Source organism: Phreatobacter sp. GW821-FHT04C01 (assembly GCF_059420385.1).
Map to the genome: position 1 here is coordinate 48,085 of NZ_JBWKTP010000002.1, position 13,380 is coordinate 61,464.

Sequence of the window (13,380 nt, forward strand, 5' to 3'; positions counted from 1 at the left end):
CCAAAAAGCCAATGCGATCATAGACTCAGCCGAAGCGCCGCAGAAGACGGATCATTCGACCGAGCCAGGGAGAGCCGAGGCGCGACTGGAAATAGGTACCCGCCGCGCGTTTGCCCACCTCTGATAAGCCTGGATAGGGCAGAACGATGGCGGCGATATCGGCGGCGCTCGCGCCCTTGGCCAGCGCCAGCGCGTAATAGCCGATGATTTCGCCAGCTTCGGGGCCGACGACGGAACAGCCGAGCAGCCGGCCCCGGGCCGAGACGATCAGCTTGATATGGCCCCGGCGGCGGCGGGTGGCCACCGCCTGGTCGTTTTCGGCGAAAGGCCAGCGCAGCGTCCGCGCCTTGGGGTCCTGCCGTCGCGCCTCGGCCTCGGTCAGCCCGACCTGCGCGATGGCCGGATCGGTATCGACGACGCGCGGCACGGCGACGCCGTCGGTGCGGACCGGCCGGCGGAACAGGATGTTCTGCGCCACCATCTGGCCATGCCAGCCGGCGACAGGGGTGGATTGCGGGCCGCCGCCGGCATCGCCCACGACATGGACCCGTGGATTGGTGGTGCGCAGGCGCTTGTCGATGGTGATGCCCGCGGGGCCGACGGCAATGCCGGCGGCCTCGAGCCCGAGACCATCGGTGCGGGCGCCGCGGCCGGTCGCGACCAGCACGTGCGACACCGCGACGGCGCCCTCGTCGTCGCCCTGCCTCGCCACCAGGCGCAGCGCGCCGGCTTCCCCTTCGACCCGAATCACCTCGGCGCCCTCGACCAGGGCGATGCCCTCGTCCTGCAATTGGCGCCTGACCACATCGACCAGTTCCGGGTCCTCGGCCGGCAGCAGCCGGTCGCGTTCGAGCACGGTCACCTCGGCGCCGAGCCGGCGGAAGGCTTGCGCCAGTGCAAGGCCGGCCGGGCCGCCGCCGAGCACGCCGAGATGTCGCGGGCAGGCGGTGAGGTCGAACAGCGTGTCGCAGGTCAGAAACGGCAAGCTGTCGAGCCCGGGGATATCCGGGACCAGCGGCCGCGTGCCGGTGGCGATGACGAAACGCCGCGCCGATATCGCGATGTCGCCGACCGCGACCGCGCGCGGGCCGGTGAAACGCGCCGCCCCCCGGATCACCTTGACCCCGAGCGCGCCGAAACGCGCGGCCGAGTCATTCGGCGCGATGGTGGCGACCACCTCGCGCACATGACGCAGGACCGCGGCGAAATCGATGCGCGGCTCGCCGGCCGTGATGCCGAAACCCGCGGCCTGGCGGATGTCATGGGCACGCCGGGCCGCCGCCATCAAGGCCTTGGTCGCCACGCAGCCGCTGGTCGCGCCGCCGCCGGCCGTCGCGTCCGTTTCGACCAGCACGACCGGCGCGCCGAGCGCGGCGCAGAAGGCGGCAACCGTCAGGCCGCCGGAACCGGCGCCAATGACGCAGACATCGGGGGAGAGCGGCTCTGGCACGGGGCGTCCTCGAGGCGTCGTTGGGGCGTCTGGAAGCGTGGCGCAACCTCCTTGTCGGCCGGCTCACCGGCCCTGTCGAGAGCTCATTCGGAGCGGCCGGGCCTCCCGTTACGTCTCGCTGCGGCCGAGCGTCGCAACCGGGCGGCGCCGGGGGAGGGTCATCCAGGTGTCATGGAACCGTAACGCGCCTGTCAGGCTGATCCCGCAGGGAACGCGCGTTCGATTACCCCTGTTCAATCTCCTTGGAGCCATTGATGCGCGCTCTCGTTCTCGCCGCCGCGGTCTTCGCGGCATCCCCCGCTTTTGCCCAGCAGGAATTTCCGGCGACGCTCGCCGGTCATGCCATGCTGCCGGCCGCGACCTTCATCCAGCCGCCGTCGGATGCGCCGGCCGACCTGCAGACCCCGGGCAAGTTTACCGGCGCCGCGCGCAACGACGCCGTCGGCTCGGTGATGGGGCTTTCCGCCGGCCGGCCGACCGGCCTGTCGGTGCCGTTCCGCGGCCAGCCGGCCCAGGGCCATTCGGGCATCAAGCGCATGGCCGACGGCACCTTCTGGGTGATCACCGACAACGGCTTCGGCGCCAAGGCCAATTCGCCCGATTCGATGCTCTACCTGAACCGCTACCGGATCGACTGGGAGAAGGGCTCGTTCGAACGCCTGCAGACCATCTTCCTGTCGGATCCGGACAAGAAGGTGCCGTTCCGCATCGCCAACGAGGCGACCGAGCGGCGCTACCTCACCGGCTCGGATTTCGACCTGGAGAGCTTCCAGATCGTCGGCGACAAGATCTGGATCGGCGACGAGTTCGGCCCCTATCTGATCCGCATCGACATGACCGGCAAGGTCGAGGCCGTGTTCGACACGCTGGTCGACGGCCAGGTGGTGCGCTCGCCGGACAATCCGGCCGTCACCACGCCCGCCGTGCCGGGCGGACCGGTCAATTTCCGGGTGCGCCGCTCCAAGGGCTTCGAGGGCATGGCCGCCTCGCCGGACGGCCGCTTCCTCTATCCGCTGCTCGAAGGCGCGCTGTGGGACACCCAGACCAATGCGCTCGAAATGCTCGACGGCAAGCAATATCTGCGCATCCTGGAATTCGATGTGCAGGCCGCCCGCTGGACCGGCCGCCACTGGAAGTTCATGCTCGACGAGAACAACCTGTCGATCGGCGACTTCAACATGATCGACGCCACCACCGGCATGATCATCGTGCGCGACGACAATGAAGGCGTGCCGGAGCGGGCCTGCCCGCAGGGCCAGCGCGCCGAGAACTGCTTCCATGCGCTGCCGCGCATCAAGCGGATCTGGAAGATCGAAATGACCGATGCCAATGCCGGCGGCCCGGTCCGCAAGATCGGCTTCATCGACCTCCTGCGCATCCAGGATCCGGACAAGCGCGCCCGCGTGCCGCTGTCCGGCGGCGTCTTCCAGTTCCCGTTCTTCACCATCGAGAATGTCGAGATCGTCGACGCGGACCACATCATCGTCGGCAATGACAACAACCTGCCGTTCTCGTCGAGCCGCGACCCGAACCGGGCCGACGACAACGAGATGGCGCTGCTGCGCGTGCCGGAATTCCTGCGCGCCCGCTGAGCGGTCCGCCCTTAGGCCAACAGAGGGGCTCGGCTCACGCCGGGCCCCTTTTTCATAGGCGCGGCCGGCGCCGCTTCGTCGAGCGCTTCGAGCATGATCGTGGCAAGACGGGCGGTGGCCGGCGCGGGCTCGGCTTCGGCCAGATGCAGGGCGAGCCCGACCGAGGGCAGGGACGGCAGTCCCGCCTCGCCCGGCGCGAGCGCGCGCAGCGTCGCCGGCAGGCCGATTTCGGTCCTGACACTCAAGCCGAGCCCTGCCGAGACCGCGGCCCAGAGACCGCCAAGGCTCGGACTGGTGAAAGCTGCCCGCCAGGCCAGGCCGGCATGGTCGAGCGCGCTGGTCGCCGCGCTGCGCATCAGGCAAGGCGCTTCGAAGGTCGCCAGCGGCACGGCTTCTCCGGTGCCATAGGGCCAGGGGCCGGCGGCGGGCCCGATCCAGCGCATCGGCCAGTTGCCGAGGTGGCGGCTGTTCAGCCGCGCCGTGCCGTCGTCCCAGGCCAGCGCCAGATCGAGCTTGCCCGATATCAGCCGGTCCACGATGTCGGCATTGCGGCCGACCCGGGCCTCGATCCTGACCTTCGGATTGGCGCGGGCGAAACGGCCGAGCACATCAGGCAGCAGCACCTCGCCGAAATCCTCGGGCATGCCGAGCCTGACCCACCCTTCGAGCTCGACACCGCCGACGGCCGCGGCGGCCTCGTCGTTCAGTTCGATCAGGCGGCGGGCATAGCCAAGCATGACTTCGCCGGCATCGGTCAGGGCCAGGCCCCGGCCGGCGCGGCGGAAGACCGGCGTTCCCGCCTGATCCTCGAGCTTCTTCAACTGCGCGCTGACCGCCGAGGTCGATCGGCCCAGCCGGTCGGCGGCGCGGGCGAAACTGCCGAGTTCGACGCCGGTGACGAAGCTGCGGAGAACGTCGAGGTCGAAGGTGATCCGGTGCATGTCATTGTCCTGAATATCAGGATTATTGATCCATGATTTCCTGATTTTACGGATCATGTTGTGGCCCCATGATGGCTTCCGTCAAGCGCGCCAAGGCGCCTGGCCTGTCGCATCAGGAGGACGGCCCATGCCGTTTGCACGCATCTCGCTTCTCAAGGGCAAGTCGCCGGACTATCTCCGGGCGCTGTCCGGCGGTCTTCATCAGGCCCTGGTCGAGGCTTTCGACGTGCCGCAAGACGACCGTTTCCAGGTGATCCATCAGCTCGCGCCGGGTGAACTGGTCTTCGACCGGCATTATCTCGGCGGTCCGCGCTCGGATGACTTCGTGCTGATCCAGATCACCGCCGGCCGGCTTCGCAGCACCGCGGTCAAACAGGCTTTCTATCGGCGCCTGGTCGCCTTGCTCGCCGCGGCACCGGGGCTATGCCCTGCGGATGTCATGGTGATCATCTCCACGACCCATGCCGACGAGTGGTCGTTCGGTGGTGGCGAGGCGCAGATGGTGGCGGCGAGCGATACGCGCGCGGAGGTCGGTCATGCACAGCGGTCCTGACCGGGCGGAGCTGCCTTTCATCCGTGACGACGGCGTGGACGAAAAGCCGCGGGTGCCGCAAGCCATGACGATCATCCGTGCGGGGAGCGCGATCACCCGCGGCCCCACGGCCATCGCCAGCGGGCCGTTCTGGGCGGAGACGCTGATCGCCAGCGCCGTCGACGGCGAACCGACCGTGGTGCGCGCGACCTTCGAGCCGGGCGCGGCGACCCATTGGCACAGCCATCCGCTCGGCCAGGTGCTCTATGTGCTGACCGGTGTCGGCCGCGTGCAGCGCGACGGCGGGCCGGTCGAGGAGGTGAGGAGCGGCGACTGCGTCTGGTTCGCAGCCGGCGAGCGCCATTGGCATGGCGCTTCGCCGGACAGCCTGTTCGCCTATGTCAGCATCCAGGGGATCAGGGACGGCACCGCCGCGCACTGGATGGAACCGGTCGCCGGCGGATAGGGCTCAAAGCGTGATCGCCGGCCGCCGGGTCATCCGGGTGACGTTCTTGCGCACCGCGAAGATCCGGCCATAGGCGTCGCCCTTCAGGTCCTGCCGGTAGCCGCGATAGTCGAGCAGCGGGTCCCAGGAACATTCCTCGTCGTGCAGGGTCTCGAAATCGGCCGCCAGGATGTCGCGGATCTGCGTGCGGTTCCTGCGGTTCTGGAATTCCAGCAGGACGAGCGAGGTCTTCGACAGGTCGAGATGGGACAGGACGTCGCCTTCGCCGCCCTCGATGTCGATCTTGACCACATCGGCCGAGGGCAGGCTCGCCGGATCGACCACGTCGACCTCATAGGTCTCGGCCATGTGGCCTTCGACGAAAGTGTCACCGGAATAGGCGGCAAGGCCGGATTCGCCGTCGCCGGCATAACGGCTGACGAAGGTGGCGCGCTTGTCGGGCCCTGGAAACAGGGCGGCGTTGACGATGGTGATGTCGCGCCGGCCCTCGGTGTTGCGCCGCAGATAGTCGAATGTACCAGGGTGCGGTTCGAAAGACTTCACCGCGCTGCCCGGCCAGCGGGCCGCGGCCCAGAGCGTGAAGGAACCGACATTGGCGCCGATATCGAGGATGTCGAGCCCGATGCCGTCATAGTCGGCCTCGTATTCACCTTCGAGCACGTCCTTGATGGCGAATTCCATCGGTTCCGGGCAAAGCACCATCATGGGAATGCGGGCGACATAACGATTCAAGGAAGGATCCTCCTGCGGGCCTGGAGCCGTGGCGCCTCGACGCGGCGGCATCATGGAGCAAGCTACCGCGCGTCGCGCGCTTTTCCAGGGGCTGTGGCGGGATTGATCGCCGTGGGCACCGCATGGCGGCCGGTCATGCCCCCAGGGGGCCGTTCGTGGTCTTCGGTTGCCGGCGGTTCTAGCGTGCGGTACCGGCCGGCTTGCCGGAGATGTCGACGATATCGAGGAACTGCCGGATCGCGCCCTCGACCGGGCCGTCATTGAGGATGGTCACGTCGGCGGGCGCACTGGTCTCGACGAGACGGGCGACCCGGGCCGCGGCGTCGCCGTCGGTGGAACGGGCGCGTGCCGCCACCCGCGCCGCGAGCACCTCGGGCGGCGCGGTGATCTCGACGACGATCACCGCCTCGTAGCGCCGGCGGGCGGTCTCGATGACGCCGCGCGAGACATTGCAGACGACCGTGCGGCCCTCGGTCAAGAGGTGATCGATGGCGACGGGAATGCCGTAGTGGTGGCCGTGCGCCGACCAGGACAGGGCAAAGCCGCCGACCTTGGCGAGCGTCGCGAAGGTCGCGGCGTCGACCTCGGCATTGGCTTCCGCCGCCGAGGGCGGCCGGGTGACGACCCGGCTCGGGAACAGCACGGCGTCGCCGCCGGCAAGCCGCCGGCGTGCCGCGTCGATCAGGGTGTCCTTGCCGGCGCCGCTCGGGCCGACGACCAGCACGAGCCGGCCCGGCCCGATCCGGGCGGGCCTGTCGGCCGGCGTTGGGTCAAGCGCGCCGGACATGGACATGGTCAGGAGATCCTGAGGCCAGTGCGCCAGACCTGGCGGACCACCGGCTGGTTGCCGACGAGCGCCACGCGCACCAGGTCACCGCGCTTGCCGAGCGCGATCTCGCCGCGATCGGTCATGCCGGTCGCCGCCGCCGGCGTCTTGGACACCGTGCGAATGGCACCGGGCAGGCCGCCGACCGCTGGCACGCCGGCGAGGCCGAAGGCACCCTGGATCAGGCTGATCGGCACATAGTCGGACGACAGGATGTCGAGCACGCCGGCTTCCGCCAGTTCCACCGCCGAGACATTGCCGGAATGCGAGCCGCCACGGACGACGTTGGGCGCGCCCATCAGCACCGAAATGCCGGCGGCATGGGAGGCCCGGGCCGCTTCCACGGTGGTCGGGAATTCGGCGATCGACACCTGGTCGGCGAGCGATTCCGTCACATGCTCTTCCAGCGTGTCGTCATGGCTCGCCAGCGCGATCCGCCGCTCGTGGGCGAGCGCCACCAGGCCACGCTTGTTCGGCTCGGCGATGATGGCGGAGCGCGCCTTGCGGGATTCGAACAGGGCGGTCAGTTCGTCCTCGGCGAGGCCGCTCTTGCCGCGATAATAGATCCGCTGCTTTTCCTCGTCGCGGAACTGGCGCTGGCCGGGCGTGTGGTCCATCAGCGACATCAGGCGCACGTCGAAACGGGCGAGATAGTCGGCGGCCTCCTCGACCACGCCGCGCGAGGGGATCTCGCAGCGCAGGTGGGTGTGGTGGTCGGCGCGCAGCAGCCCGGTCTTCTTGGCCGCCTCGATTGCTTCCGAGAGTTCCAAAAGCGCGTCGGAGACGCCGGGGCGGTCGTCGTCGCGGCCGACCCGCAGGCTGTCGAACACCGTGGTGATGCCGGAGGCGGCGATCTGCGCGTCATAAGCGAAGACCGCCGAGAGCGGATCCCAATAGACCTTCGGCCGCGGCGCGTAATGCGGCTCGAGATGGTCGGTGTGCAGCTCGACCAGGCCGGGAATGATCAGGTCGTCGCCGCAGTCGATGGCGTCGGAACGCTGGCGGTCCTCCTCCAGCCCGACGATCTCGCCGTTCTCGACGACGATGGTGGCCGCGACCTCGCGATCGGCGAGGACGACGCGGCGGGCGAAGAGCGAGGCGGAGCCCTTGTCGGTGGTTGCTCTCATGGTCGTCTCTGGCTCCTCATGCGGCACGTGCGGCGAATGTGGTGACGTCGACGATGCGGGTGGCGACCCGCTCACGGACGTCGTCGTCGTGGAAGATGCCGACGATCGCCGTGCCGTCGGCCTTCTTGGTGTCGATCAGCTCGACCACCGCGGCGCGGTTCCTGGCATCCAGCGAAGCGGTCGGTTCGTCAAGCAGCAGGATCGGATGATCGGCTATGAAACCGCGCGCGATGTTGACGCGCTGCTGCTCGCCGCCGGAAAAGGTCGAGGGCGGCAGCGACCATAGCCGCTCGGGCACATTGAGGCGGGTCAGCAGCGCCCGGGCACGGGTCTCCGCCTCGTCGCGGTCGATGCCGAAGGCGATGGCCGCTTCCGCCACCACGGCGAGTGCCGGCACGCGCGGAATGACCCGCAGGAATTGCGAGACGTAACCGACGGTGTGGCGGCGCAGCGCCAGGACGCGGCGCGGCGCGGCGGTCGCGATGTCGACGGTCTCAGGCGCGGCGCCGCCTTGGGCGACGATGCGGATGGCCCCGGAATCGGTGCGGTAATTGCCGTAGATCATTTTCAGGATCGACGACTTGCCGGCGCCCGAGGGGCCGCCGAGCACGATGCATTCGCCCGGCGCCACTGCGAGCGAGACGCCGCTGACGACGGGAATCGTCAGGCCGCCCTGCAGGTGCATGGTGAAGGTCTTGCCGACATTGTCGAGGGTCAGGATCGCGGTCATGTCGACGCTCCTCACGGCTGCAGGATCGAGGAGACGAGCAACTGGGTATAGGGCTCGCGCGGATCGTCCAGCACCTGGTCGGTCAGGCCGGTCTCGATGGCGCGCCCATCCTTCATCACCAGAATGCGGTGGGACAGAAGCCGCGCCACGGCAAGATCGTGGGTGACGACGATCGCGGCGAGACCGAGATCGGCGACCAGGCCGCGCACGAGGTCGAGCAGGCGGGCCTGGACGGAGACGTCGAGGCCGCCGGTCGGTTCGTCCATGAAGACCAGGCGCGGATTGGTGACGAGGTTGCGGGCGATCTGCAGCCGCTGGCGCATGCCGCCGGAATAGGCCGCCGGCTTGTCGTCGATCCGGTCGGGGTCGATCTCGACCCGGTCGAGCCAGGTCTCGGCCTCCTCGCGGATGCGGCCGTAATGACGCCAGCCGACCGCCATCAGCCGTTCGCCGACATTGGCACCGGCGGAGACCCCCATGCGCAGGCCGGCGGCGGCGTCCTGGTGGACGAAACCCCAGTCGGTGCGGAACAGGAAGCGCCGCTCGGCCTCCGACAGCGAGACGATGTCGCGGGTGACGCCGTCGCGCATGGCATACATCACCCGGCCGGCGGAGGGCGCCATCTGGCCGGAGAGCAGTTTCAGGAGCGTCGACTTGCCCGAACCGGATTCGCCGACCACCGCCAGCACTTCGCCGGCATGGAGGTCGAAGGAGACATCGCGGCAGCCGGTGCGGGCGCCGTAGAATTTCGACACGTTTTCCGCGGTCATCAGCGGCTGGTCGGTCATGATGCTGCTCCCGCGATGGCCTTCGGTGCTTCTCCGAGCAACTCGCCGCGATGGCCCTCGGCCCGGCGCTCCTCGCAATGGTCGGTGTCGGAACAGACGAACATGCGGCCGCCGCGGTCGTCGGTGATGACCTCGTCGAGATAGGTGTGGCGCGCGCCGCAGAGGTCGCAGGGCCGGTCGAACTTGGTCGGCTCGAACGGATGGTCCTCGAAATCGAGCGACACCACGCTGGCATAAGGCGGCACGGCGTAGATGCGCTTTTCGCGGCCGGCGCCGAACAGCTGCAGGGCGGCGCAGTCGTCCATCTTCGGATTGTCGAATTTCGGCGTCGGCGAGGGGTCCATGACATAACGCCCCTCGACCTTCACCGGATAGGCATAGGTCGTGGCGATATGGCCGTGAGTGGCGATGTCCTCGTAGAGCTTCACATGCATGAGGCCGTAATCTTCCAGCGCATGCATGACGCGCGTCTCGGTCTCGCGCGGCTCCAGGAAGCGCAGCGGTTCCGGGATCGGCACCTGGTAGACCAGCACCTGGTTGTCGGTGAGGGTCTTTTCCGGGATCCGGTGGCGGGTCTGGATGATGGTCGCATCCGCCGTCGCCGTGGTGGTCGCGACGTCTGAGGTCTTTTCGAAGAACTTGCGGATCGACACGGCATTGGTCGTGTCGTCGGCGCCCTGGTCGATCACCTTCAGCACGTCGTCGGCGCCGAGGATTGCCGCGGTCACCTGCACGCCGCCGGTGCCCCAGCCATAAGGCATGGGCATTTCGCGCGAGGCGAAGGGCACCTGATAGCCGGGGATGGCGATGGCCTTCAGGATGGCCCGGCGGATCATCCTTTTGGTCTGCTCGTCCAGATAGGCGAAATTATAGTGGGCGGTCATTCCGCGGCATCCTTCAGATCGGGCGTTTCCAGCGGCGTCCTGGCTTCGCGCGCGGCGAGCTCCTGGCGCATCTTGCGGACCAGGCCGAGCTCGGCCTGGAAGTCGACATAATGCGGCAGCTTCAGATGCTCGACGAAGCCGGTGGCCTGGACGTTGTCGGAATGCATCAGCATGAATTCCTCGTCCTGGGCCGGCGCCGTGACCTCCTCGCCGAGCTCACGGGCGCGCAGCGCCCGGTCGACCAGCGCCATGGCCATGGTCTTGCGCTCGCAATGGCCGAAGGCGAGGCCATAACCGCGGGTGAAGCGCGGCGCCTCGGTGGACGAGCCCTTGAACTGGGTGACCATCTGGCATTCGGTGATGGTGAGGTCGCCGAGCGGCACGGCGAAACCGACATCCTCGACTTCGAGCTCGATCTCGACCTCGCCGAGCCGGATCTCGCCGGCAAAGGGATGGGTGCGGCCATAACCGCGCTGGGTCGAATAACCGAGCGCCAGCAGGAAGCCCTCGTCGCCACGCGCCAGGTTCTGCAGCCGCAGGTCGCGGCCGGCGGGGAAATCGAGGGGTTCGCGGGTGAGGTCGCCGACCGGCGCGCCGGGCTCGGCCTGCGGGTTGCGCTCGATCAGGTCGTCCTGGCCGAGCAGGTCGGTGACCCGCGGCATGGCGGTGTCGTCGGCCGGGGCGGTCGGCGGTTCGGCGACGGGGGCGCCGGCTTCCAGCAGGAAGTCGAGCAGGCGGTGGGTGTAGTCGAAGGTCGGCCCCAGCACCTGGCCACCGGGCAGGTCCTTGAAGGTCGCCGAAACCCGCCGGCGCACCGCCATGTCGGCGGTGTCCACCGGCTCGCTCGCGCCGAAGCGCGGCAAGGTGGTGCGGAAGGCGCGGATCAGGAAGGCGGCCTCGACCAGATCGCCGCGCGCCTGCTTGATGGCGAGCGCGGCGAGATCGCGATCGTAAAGCGAACCTTCGGTCATCACCCGGTCGACGGCGAGCGTCAGCTGCTCGCGGATCTGCGCGGGCGCCACCTCGGGGATCGCGGGATCGCCGCGCCGCGCATGGGCGAGCAAAGCGTGTGCATTGTCGATGGCGCGTTCGCCGCCTTTGACTGCCACATACATGTCAGGCCTCGCTGATGCGGGTGGTGCGCGGCAGGGCGGCCACGCCGTCGGGGCCGGCCAGGACCAGGTCGACCCCGCGCGGGAACAAGGCGTGGTTGTCGGCGAGGCGGGCGACGATGTCGGCCGGCAGGTTCTCGACGGCCAGTCCGGCGGAACCCTTGATGCCAGGGCCTTCCAGCTTGAGGGCGCGGCCCGCGTTCAGGCTCGGCACCTGCAGGATCAGCGTGGTCGAACGATCCGGATAGGCGTCGGTGCCCAGCGCGAAAGTGTCGAAACCGCCAAGTGCCGGCGGGTCGGCGATCACGGCGAAGGCGGCCTGCGACGGTTCGCGCGTCAATTTGGCGCCGCTGTGGAAGCTGAGATAGGTCCGGATCTCGTCGGTCGACAAGGCTGCGTCGAGAAAGACCGAGGTCTCGAAATCGGCGAGCGCCAGGATGACCGCGGCGGCAACCGGGGTTAGCGGGGCGGGCGCTTCGGCAAGGCCCATGACCGGCTGGATCGTGCCGGGGCGGGCGAGCGCATTCATCACGGCGCGGAAGGCCTGCTGCGCCTCATGCACCGGGTCGGCATAAGCAAGGGCGATGGCCATCAATTGTCTCCCCGCACCATGGTGAAGAAGTCGACGCGGGTCGCGGCGGTGCGCTCGGCCTTCAGGGTCTTTTCGGCGGCGAGGCGCCGGCGCACCGGCTGCAGCGCCGTCTCCACCGCCGCGCGATGGATCTCGCTCTGCCAGAGCGCGTCGGCGAGCGCCGCCAGCCGGGCTTTTTCGCCATCGCGCCCGAGCACGTGGCCGAAGCCGACCTCGCCGCTCGGCAGCGCCACGGCGGCGCGGGTGACGGTCGCCTCGCCCAGATTGAAGGGGGCGCCGTCGCCGCCGATGCGGCCGCGCACCATGACGAGGCCGATCTCGGGCGCCCGGAGCGTGCGGACCGCCGGCATGGGCGAGATCGTGGTTTCGATCAATGCCAGCTCGGCCGATGTGGCCCGGGCGGCGATGGCCATGGCGGCCTTGCGGGCGGCCTGGATGGCGTCGGGTGGGGAATCAGTGTCGGTCATTGGCTGGGTCATGGGTTGTATATTCATCTAGATGACTATACTTTTATGACAGTGCCGCTGGATGATCAAGCCGAATGATCACATCGTCCCGGCGTGATATCGACGATCGGATGAAAAGGGGGCTGCGGCGGGCCGCCGCGACGCGCGGCGCATTTCCCACCGGGGCCATGACAGGCGAATGACGAGGCAAGCGATGCTGGCACGCGGCGGCGGTGTCACGGTCTGGCGGCAGATCGCCGAGGCGATGGAGGCCGATATTGTCGGCGGCGGCTTGCCGCCGGGGTCGCGCATGCCGACGGAAGCCGCCTTGTCGGCGCGCTTCGGCGTCAACCGGCATACCGTTCGCCAGGCGTTGAAATCGCTGGTCGAGAAGGGGCTGGTGCGGGTGGCGCAGGGGTCGGGCACCTATGTCGAGGCCAAGCCGCTGGCCTATCCGATCGGCATGCGCACGCGCTTTTCCGAGATCGTACTGGACCAGGAACGCGAGCCGGCGGGCCGGCTGATCGCTCACCGTATCGCCGGGGCGACGGCCGAGGTCGCGGCCGCGCTGCATCTGGTGCCCGACGATCCCGTCGTCATGGTCGACAGCATGCGTTTCGCCGACGGGGTGCCGATCTCCTGGGGCTATTCAGCCTTTCCCTTGCCGCGCTTTGCCCGGGTGCCCGAGGTCTATGCCGCGACCGGCTCGATCTCGGCCGCGCTCGCCGCTTGCGGCGTGCCGGATTACCGGCGGACCTCCACCCATGTCGGCGCGGCTATCGCCGACCGGATCGATGCCGAACGGCTGGAAGTCGGCCTCGGCCGGCCGATCCTTGTCATGGAGGCCGTCAATGTCGACCCCGACGGCATTCCGATTCAGTGGGGCCGCTCGCATTTCTCCGCCGACCGGGTGCGCATCACGGTGGGAAGCTAGGACCGGCTTGCCGGTGATTGTGACCCTTTGGCTGGATGGGCGTCGCGGCGCCTGTCGCTGCGCTTTCAGCCGTGAACATTCAGTTGACCCGGGTTTGGTTGGCATTGCGCCGATGGACCCAAGCGGAAATCGCCCATTGGAATGGCGCACACCCCGGAACGGCCGTTCTCTATGAGCAATAGGAGTGAAGTCGTGGATGGCCGGGACAAGCCCGGCCAAGACGAGAAG

15 protein-coding genes are annotated in these 13,380 nt (G+C 68.6%); 4 read left to right on the plus strand and 11 right to left on the minus strand.

The window, feature by feature from the left end:
- Positions 1-25: 25 nt before the first annotated feature.
- Positions 26-1,450: a dihydrolipoyl dehydrogenase family protein gene (locus AC07WJ_RS07275; protein WP_494933895.1), complete on the minus strand. Its 1,425-nt coding sequence runs from the start codon at positions 1,448-1,450 to the stop codon at positions 26-28.
- Positions 1,451-1,704: 254 nt separating this feature from the next.
- Between AC07WJ_RS07275 and AC07WJ_RS07280 the strand changes: the two genes are divergently transcribed.
- The gene (locus AC07WJ_RS07280) at positions 1,705-3,042 is read left to right on the plus strand and encodes an esterase-like activity of phytase family protein (RefSeq protein WP_494933896.1); all 1,338 of its coding nucleotides are present in this window, start codon (positions 1,705-1,707) and stop codon (positions 3,040-3,042) included.
- 11 nt (positions 3,043-3,053) lie between these two features.
- Here the strand turns inward: AC07WJ_RS07280 and AC07WJ_RS07285 are convergent, their stop codons facing one another.
- Positions 3,054-3,983 carry a LysR substrate-binding domain-containing protein gene (locus AC07WJ_RS07285; protein ID WP_494933897.1) on the minus strand — a complete coding sequence of 310 codons (930 nt, stop codon included), beginning with the start codon at positions 3,981-3,983 and terminating at the stop codon, positions 3,054-3,056.
- A 127-nt stretch (positions 3,984-4,110) separates the two neighbouring features.
- Here AC07WJ_RS07285 and AC07WJ_RS07290 point away from each other — a divergent pair, with 127 nt between their 5' ends.
- Both AC07WJ_RS07290 and AC07WJ_RS07295 read left to right on the plus strand, forming a co-directional pair.
- Positions 4,111-4,536 carry a tautomerase family protein gene (locus tag AC07WJ_RS07290; RefSeq protein WP_494933898.1) on the plus strand — a complete coding sequence of 142 codons (426 nt, stop codon included), beginning with the start codon at positions 4,111-4,113 and terminating at the stop codon, positions 4,534-4,536.
- Between the two features lie 64 nt (positions 4,537-4,600).
- Positions 4,601-4,981: a cupin domain-containing protein gene (locus AC07WJ_RS07295; RefSeq protein WP_494934745.1), complete on the plus strand. Its 381-nt coding sequence runs from the start codon at positions 4,601-4,603 to the stop codon at positions 4,979-4,981.
- Positions 4,982-4,984: 3 nt separating this feature from the next.
- Here the strand turns inward: AC07WJ_RS07295 and AC07WJ_RS07300 are convergent, their stop codons facing one another.
- The 9 genes from AC07WJ_RS07300 to phnG all read right to left on the minus strand — a co-directional run bounded on the left by AC07WJ_RS07300 (position 4,985) and on the right by phnG (position 12,239).
- Positions 4,985-5,713, minus strand: a complete 729-nt coding sequence (locus AC07WJ_RS07300; RefSeq protein WP_494933899.1) for an FkbM family methyltransferase — start codon at positions 5,711-5,713, stop codon at positions 4,985-4,987.
- A gap of 178 nt (positions 5,714-5,891) precedes the next feature.
- A complete protein-coding gene (phnN, locus tag AC07WJ_RS07305; protein ID WP_494934746.1) occupies positions 5,892-6,500 on the minus strand; it encodes a phosphonate metabolism protein/1,5-bisphosphokinase (PRPP-forming) PhnN in 609 nt (202 codons plus the stop codon).
- Positions 6,501-6,508: 8 nt separating this feature from the next.
- Positions 6,509-7,666 (minus strand): alpha-D-ribose 1-methylphosphonate 5-triphosphate diphosphatase, encoded by a 1,158-nt coding sequence (locus AC07WJ_RS07310; protein ID WP_494933900.1) that lies wholly within the window; start codon positions 7,664-7,666, stop codon positions 6,509-6,511.
- Between the two features lie 16 nt (positions 7,667-7,682).
- Entirely contained in the window at positions 7,683-8,396 is a 714-nt protein-coding gene (gene phnL, locus AC07WJ_RS07315; protein WP_494933901.1) for a phosphonate C-P lyase system protein PhnL, read from the minus strand.
- Positions 8,397-8,407: 11 nt separating this feature from the next.
- A complete protein-coding gene (gene phnK / locus AC07WJ_RS07320; protein ID WP_494933902.1) occupies positions 8,408-9,184 on the minus strand; it encodes a phosphonate C-P lyase system protein PhnK in 777 nt (258 codons plus the stop codon).
- Positions 9,181-10,068 (minus strand): alpha-D-ribose 1-methylphosphonate 5-phosphate C-P-lyase PhnJ, encoded by an 888-nt coding sequence (locus tag AC07WJ_RS07325; RefSeq protein WP_494933903.1) that lies wholly within the window; start codon positions 10,066-10,068, stop codon positions 9,181-9,183. Before AC07WJ_RS07325 ends, phnK begins: the two co-directional genes overlap by 4 nt.
- On the minus strand, positions 10,065-11,183 hold the full coding sequence (locus AC07WJ_RS07330) for a carbon-phosphorus lyase complex subunit (protein WP_494933904.1): 1,119 nt from the start codon (positions 11,181-11,183) through the stop codon (positions 10,065-10,067). The genes AC07WJ_RS07325 and AC07WJ_RS07330 overlap by 4 nt, the downstream gene beginning before the upstream one ends.
- 1 nt (position 11,184) lies before the next feature.
- Entirely contained in the window at positions 11,185-11,772 is a 588-nt protein-coding gene (gene phnH, locus AC07WJ_RS07335) for a phosphonate C-P lyase system protein PhnH (RefSeq protein WP_494933905.1), read from the minus strand.
- Positions 11,772-12,239 carry a phosphonate C-P lyase system protein PhnG gene (phnG, locus tag AC07WJ_RS07340; RefSeq protein WP_494933906.1) on the minus strand — a complete coding sequence of 156 codons (468 nt, stop codon included), beginning with the start codon at positions 12,237-12,239 and terminating at the stop codon, positions 11,772-11,774. The genes phnH and phnG overlap by 1 nt, the downstream gene beginning before the upstream one ends.
- 178 nt (positions 12,240-12,417) lie before the next feature.
- On the opposite strand from phnG, the gene phnF reads away from it, so the two are divergent.
- Complete coding sequence (gene phnF / locus AC07WJ_RS07345; RefSeq protein WP_494933907.1) at positions 12,418-13,152, plus strand: phosphonate metabolism transcriptional regulator PhnF; 735 nt, start codon at positions 12,418-12,420, stop codon at positions 13,150-13,152.
- Positions 13,153-13,380: the final 228 nt, after the last annotated feature.

Excerpts from the sequence above, each read along its gene's own strand:
- AC07WJ_RS07310 (WP_494933900.1), bottom strand. The coding sequence starts at position 7,666 with ATGAGAGCAACCACCGACAAGGGCTCCGCCTCGCTCTTCGCCCGCCGC.
- AC07WJ_RS07280 (WP_494933896.1), top strand. The coding sequence starts at position 1,705 with ATGCGCGCTCTCGTTCTCGCCGCCGCGGTCTTCGCGGCATCCCCCGCT.
- AC07WJ_RS07295 (WP_494934745.1), top strand. The coding sequence starts at position 4,601 with ATGACGATCATCCGTGCGGGGAGCGCGATCACCCGCGGCCCCACGGCC.
- AC07WJ_RS07285 (WP_494933897.1), bottom strand. The coding sequence starts at position 3,983 with ATGCACCGGATCACCTTCGACCTCGACGTTCTCCGCAGCTTCGTCACC.
- phnG (WP_494933906.1), bottom strand. The coding sequence starts at position 12,239 with ATGACCGACACTGATTCCCCACCCGACGCCATCCAGGCCGCCCGCAAG.
- AC07WJ_RS07330 (WP_494933904.1), bottom strand. The coding sequence starts at position 11,183 with ATGTATGTGGCAGTCAAAGGCGGCGAACGCGCCATCGACAATGCACAC.
- AC07WJ_RS07325 (WP_494933903.1), bottom strand. The coding sequence starts at position 10,068 with ATGACCGCCCACTATAATTTCGCCTATCTGGACGAGCAGACCAAAAGG.
- phnN (WP_494934746.1), bottom strand. The coding sequence starts at position 6,500 with ATGTCCGGCGCGCTTGACCCAACGCCGGCCGACAGGCCCGCCCGGATC.
- AC07WJ_RS07290 (WP_494933898.1), top strand. The coding sequence starts at position 4,111 with ATGCCGTTTGCACGCATCTCGCTTCTCAAGGGCAAGTCGCCGGACTAT.
- phnL (WP_494933901.1), bottom strand. The coding sequence starts at position 8,396 with ATGACCGCGATCCTGACCCTCGACAATGTCGGCAAGACCTTCACCATG.
- phnH (WP_494933905.1), bottom strand. The coding sequence starts at position 11,772 with ATGGCCATCGCCCTTGCTTATGCCGACCCGGTGCATGAGGCGCAGCAG.
- phnF (WP_494933907.1), top strand. The coding sequence starts at position 12,418 with ATGACGAGGCAAGCGATGCTGGCACGCGGCGGCGGTGTCACGGTCTGG.
- phnK (WP_494933902.1), bottom strand. The coding sequence starts at position 9,184 with ATGACCGACCAGCCGCTGATGACCGCGGAAAACGTGTCGAAATTCTAC.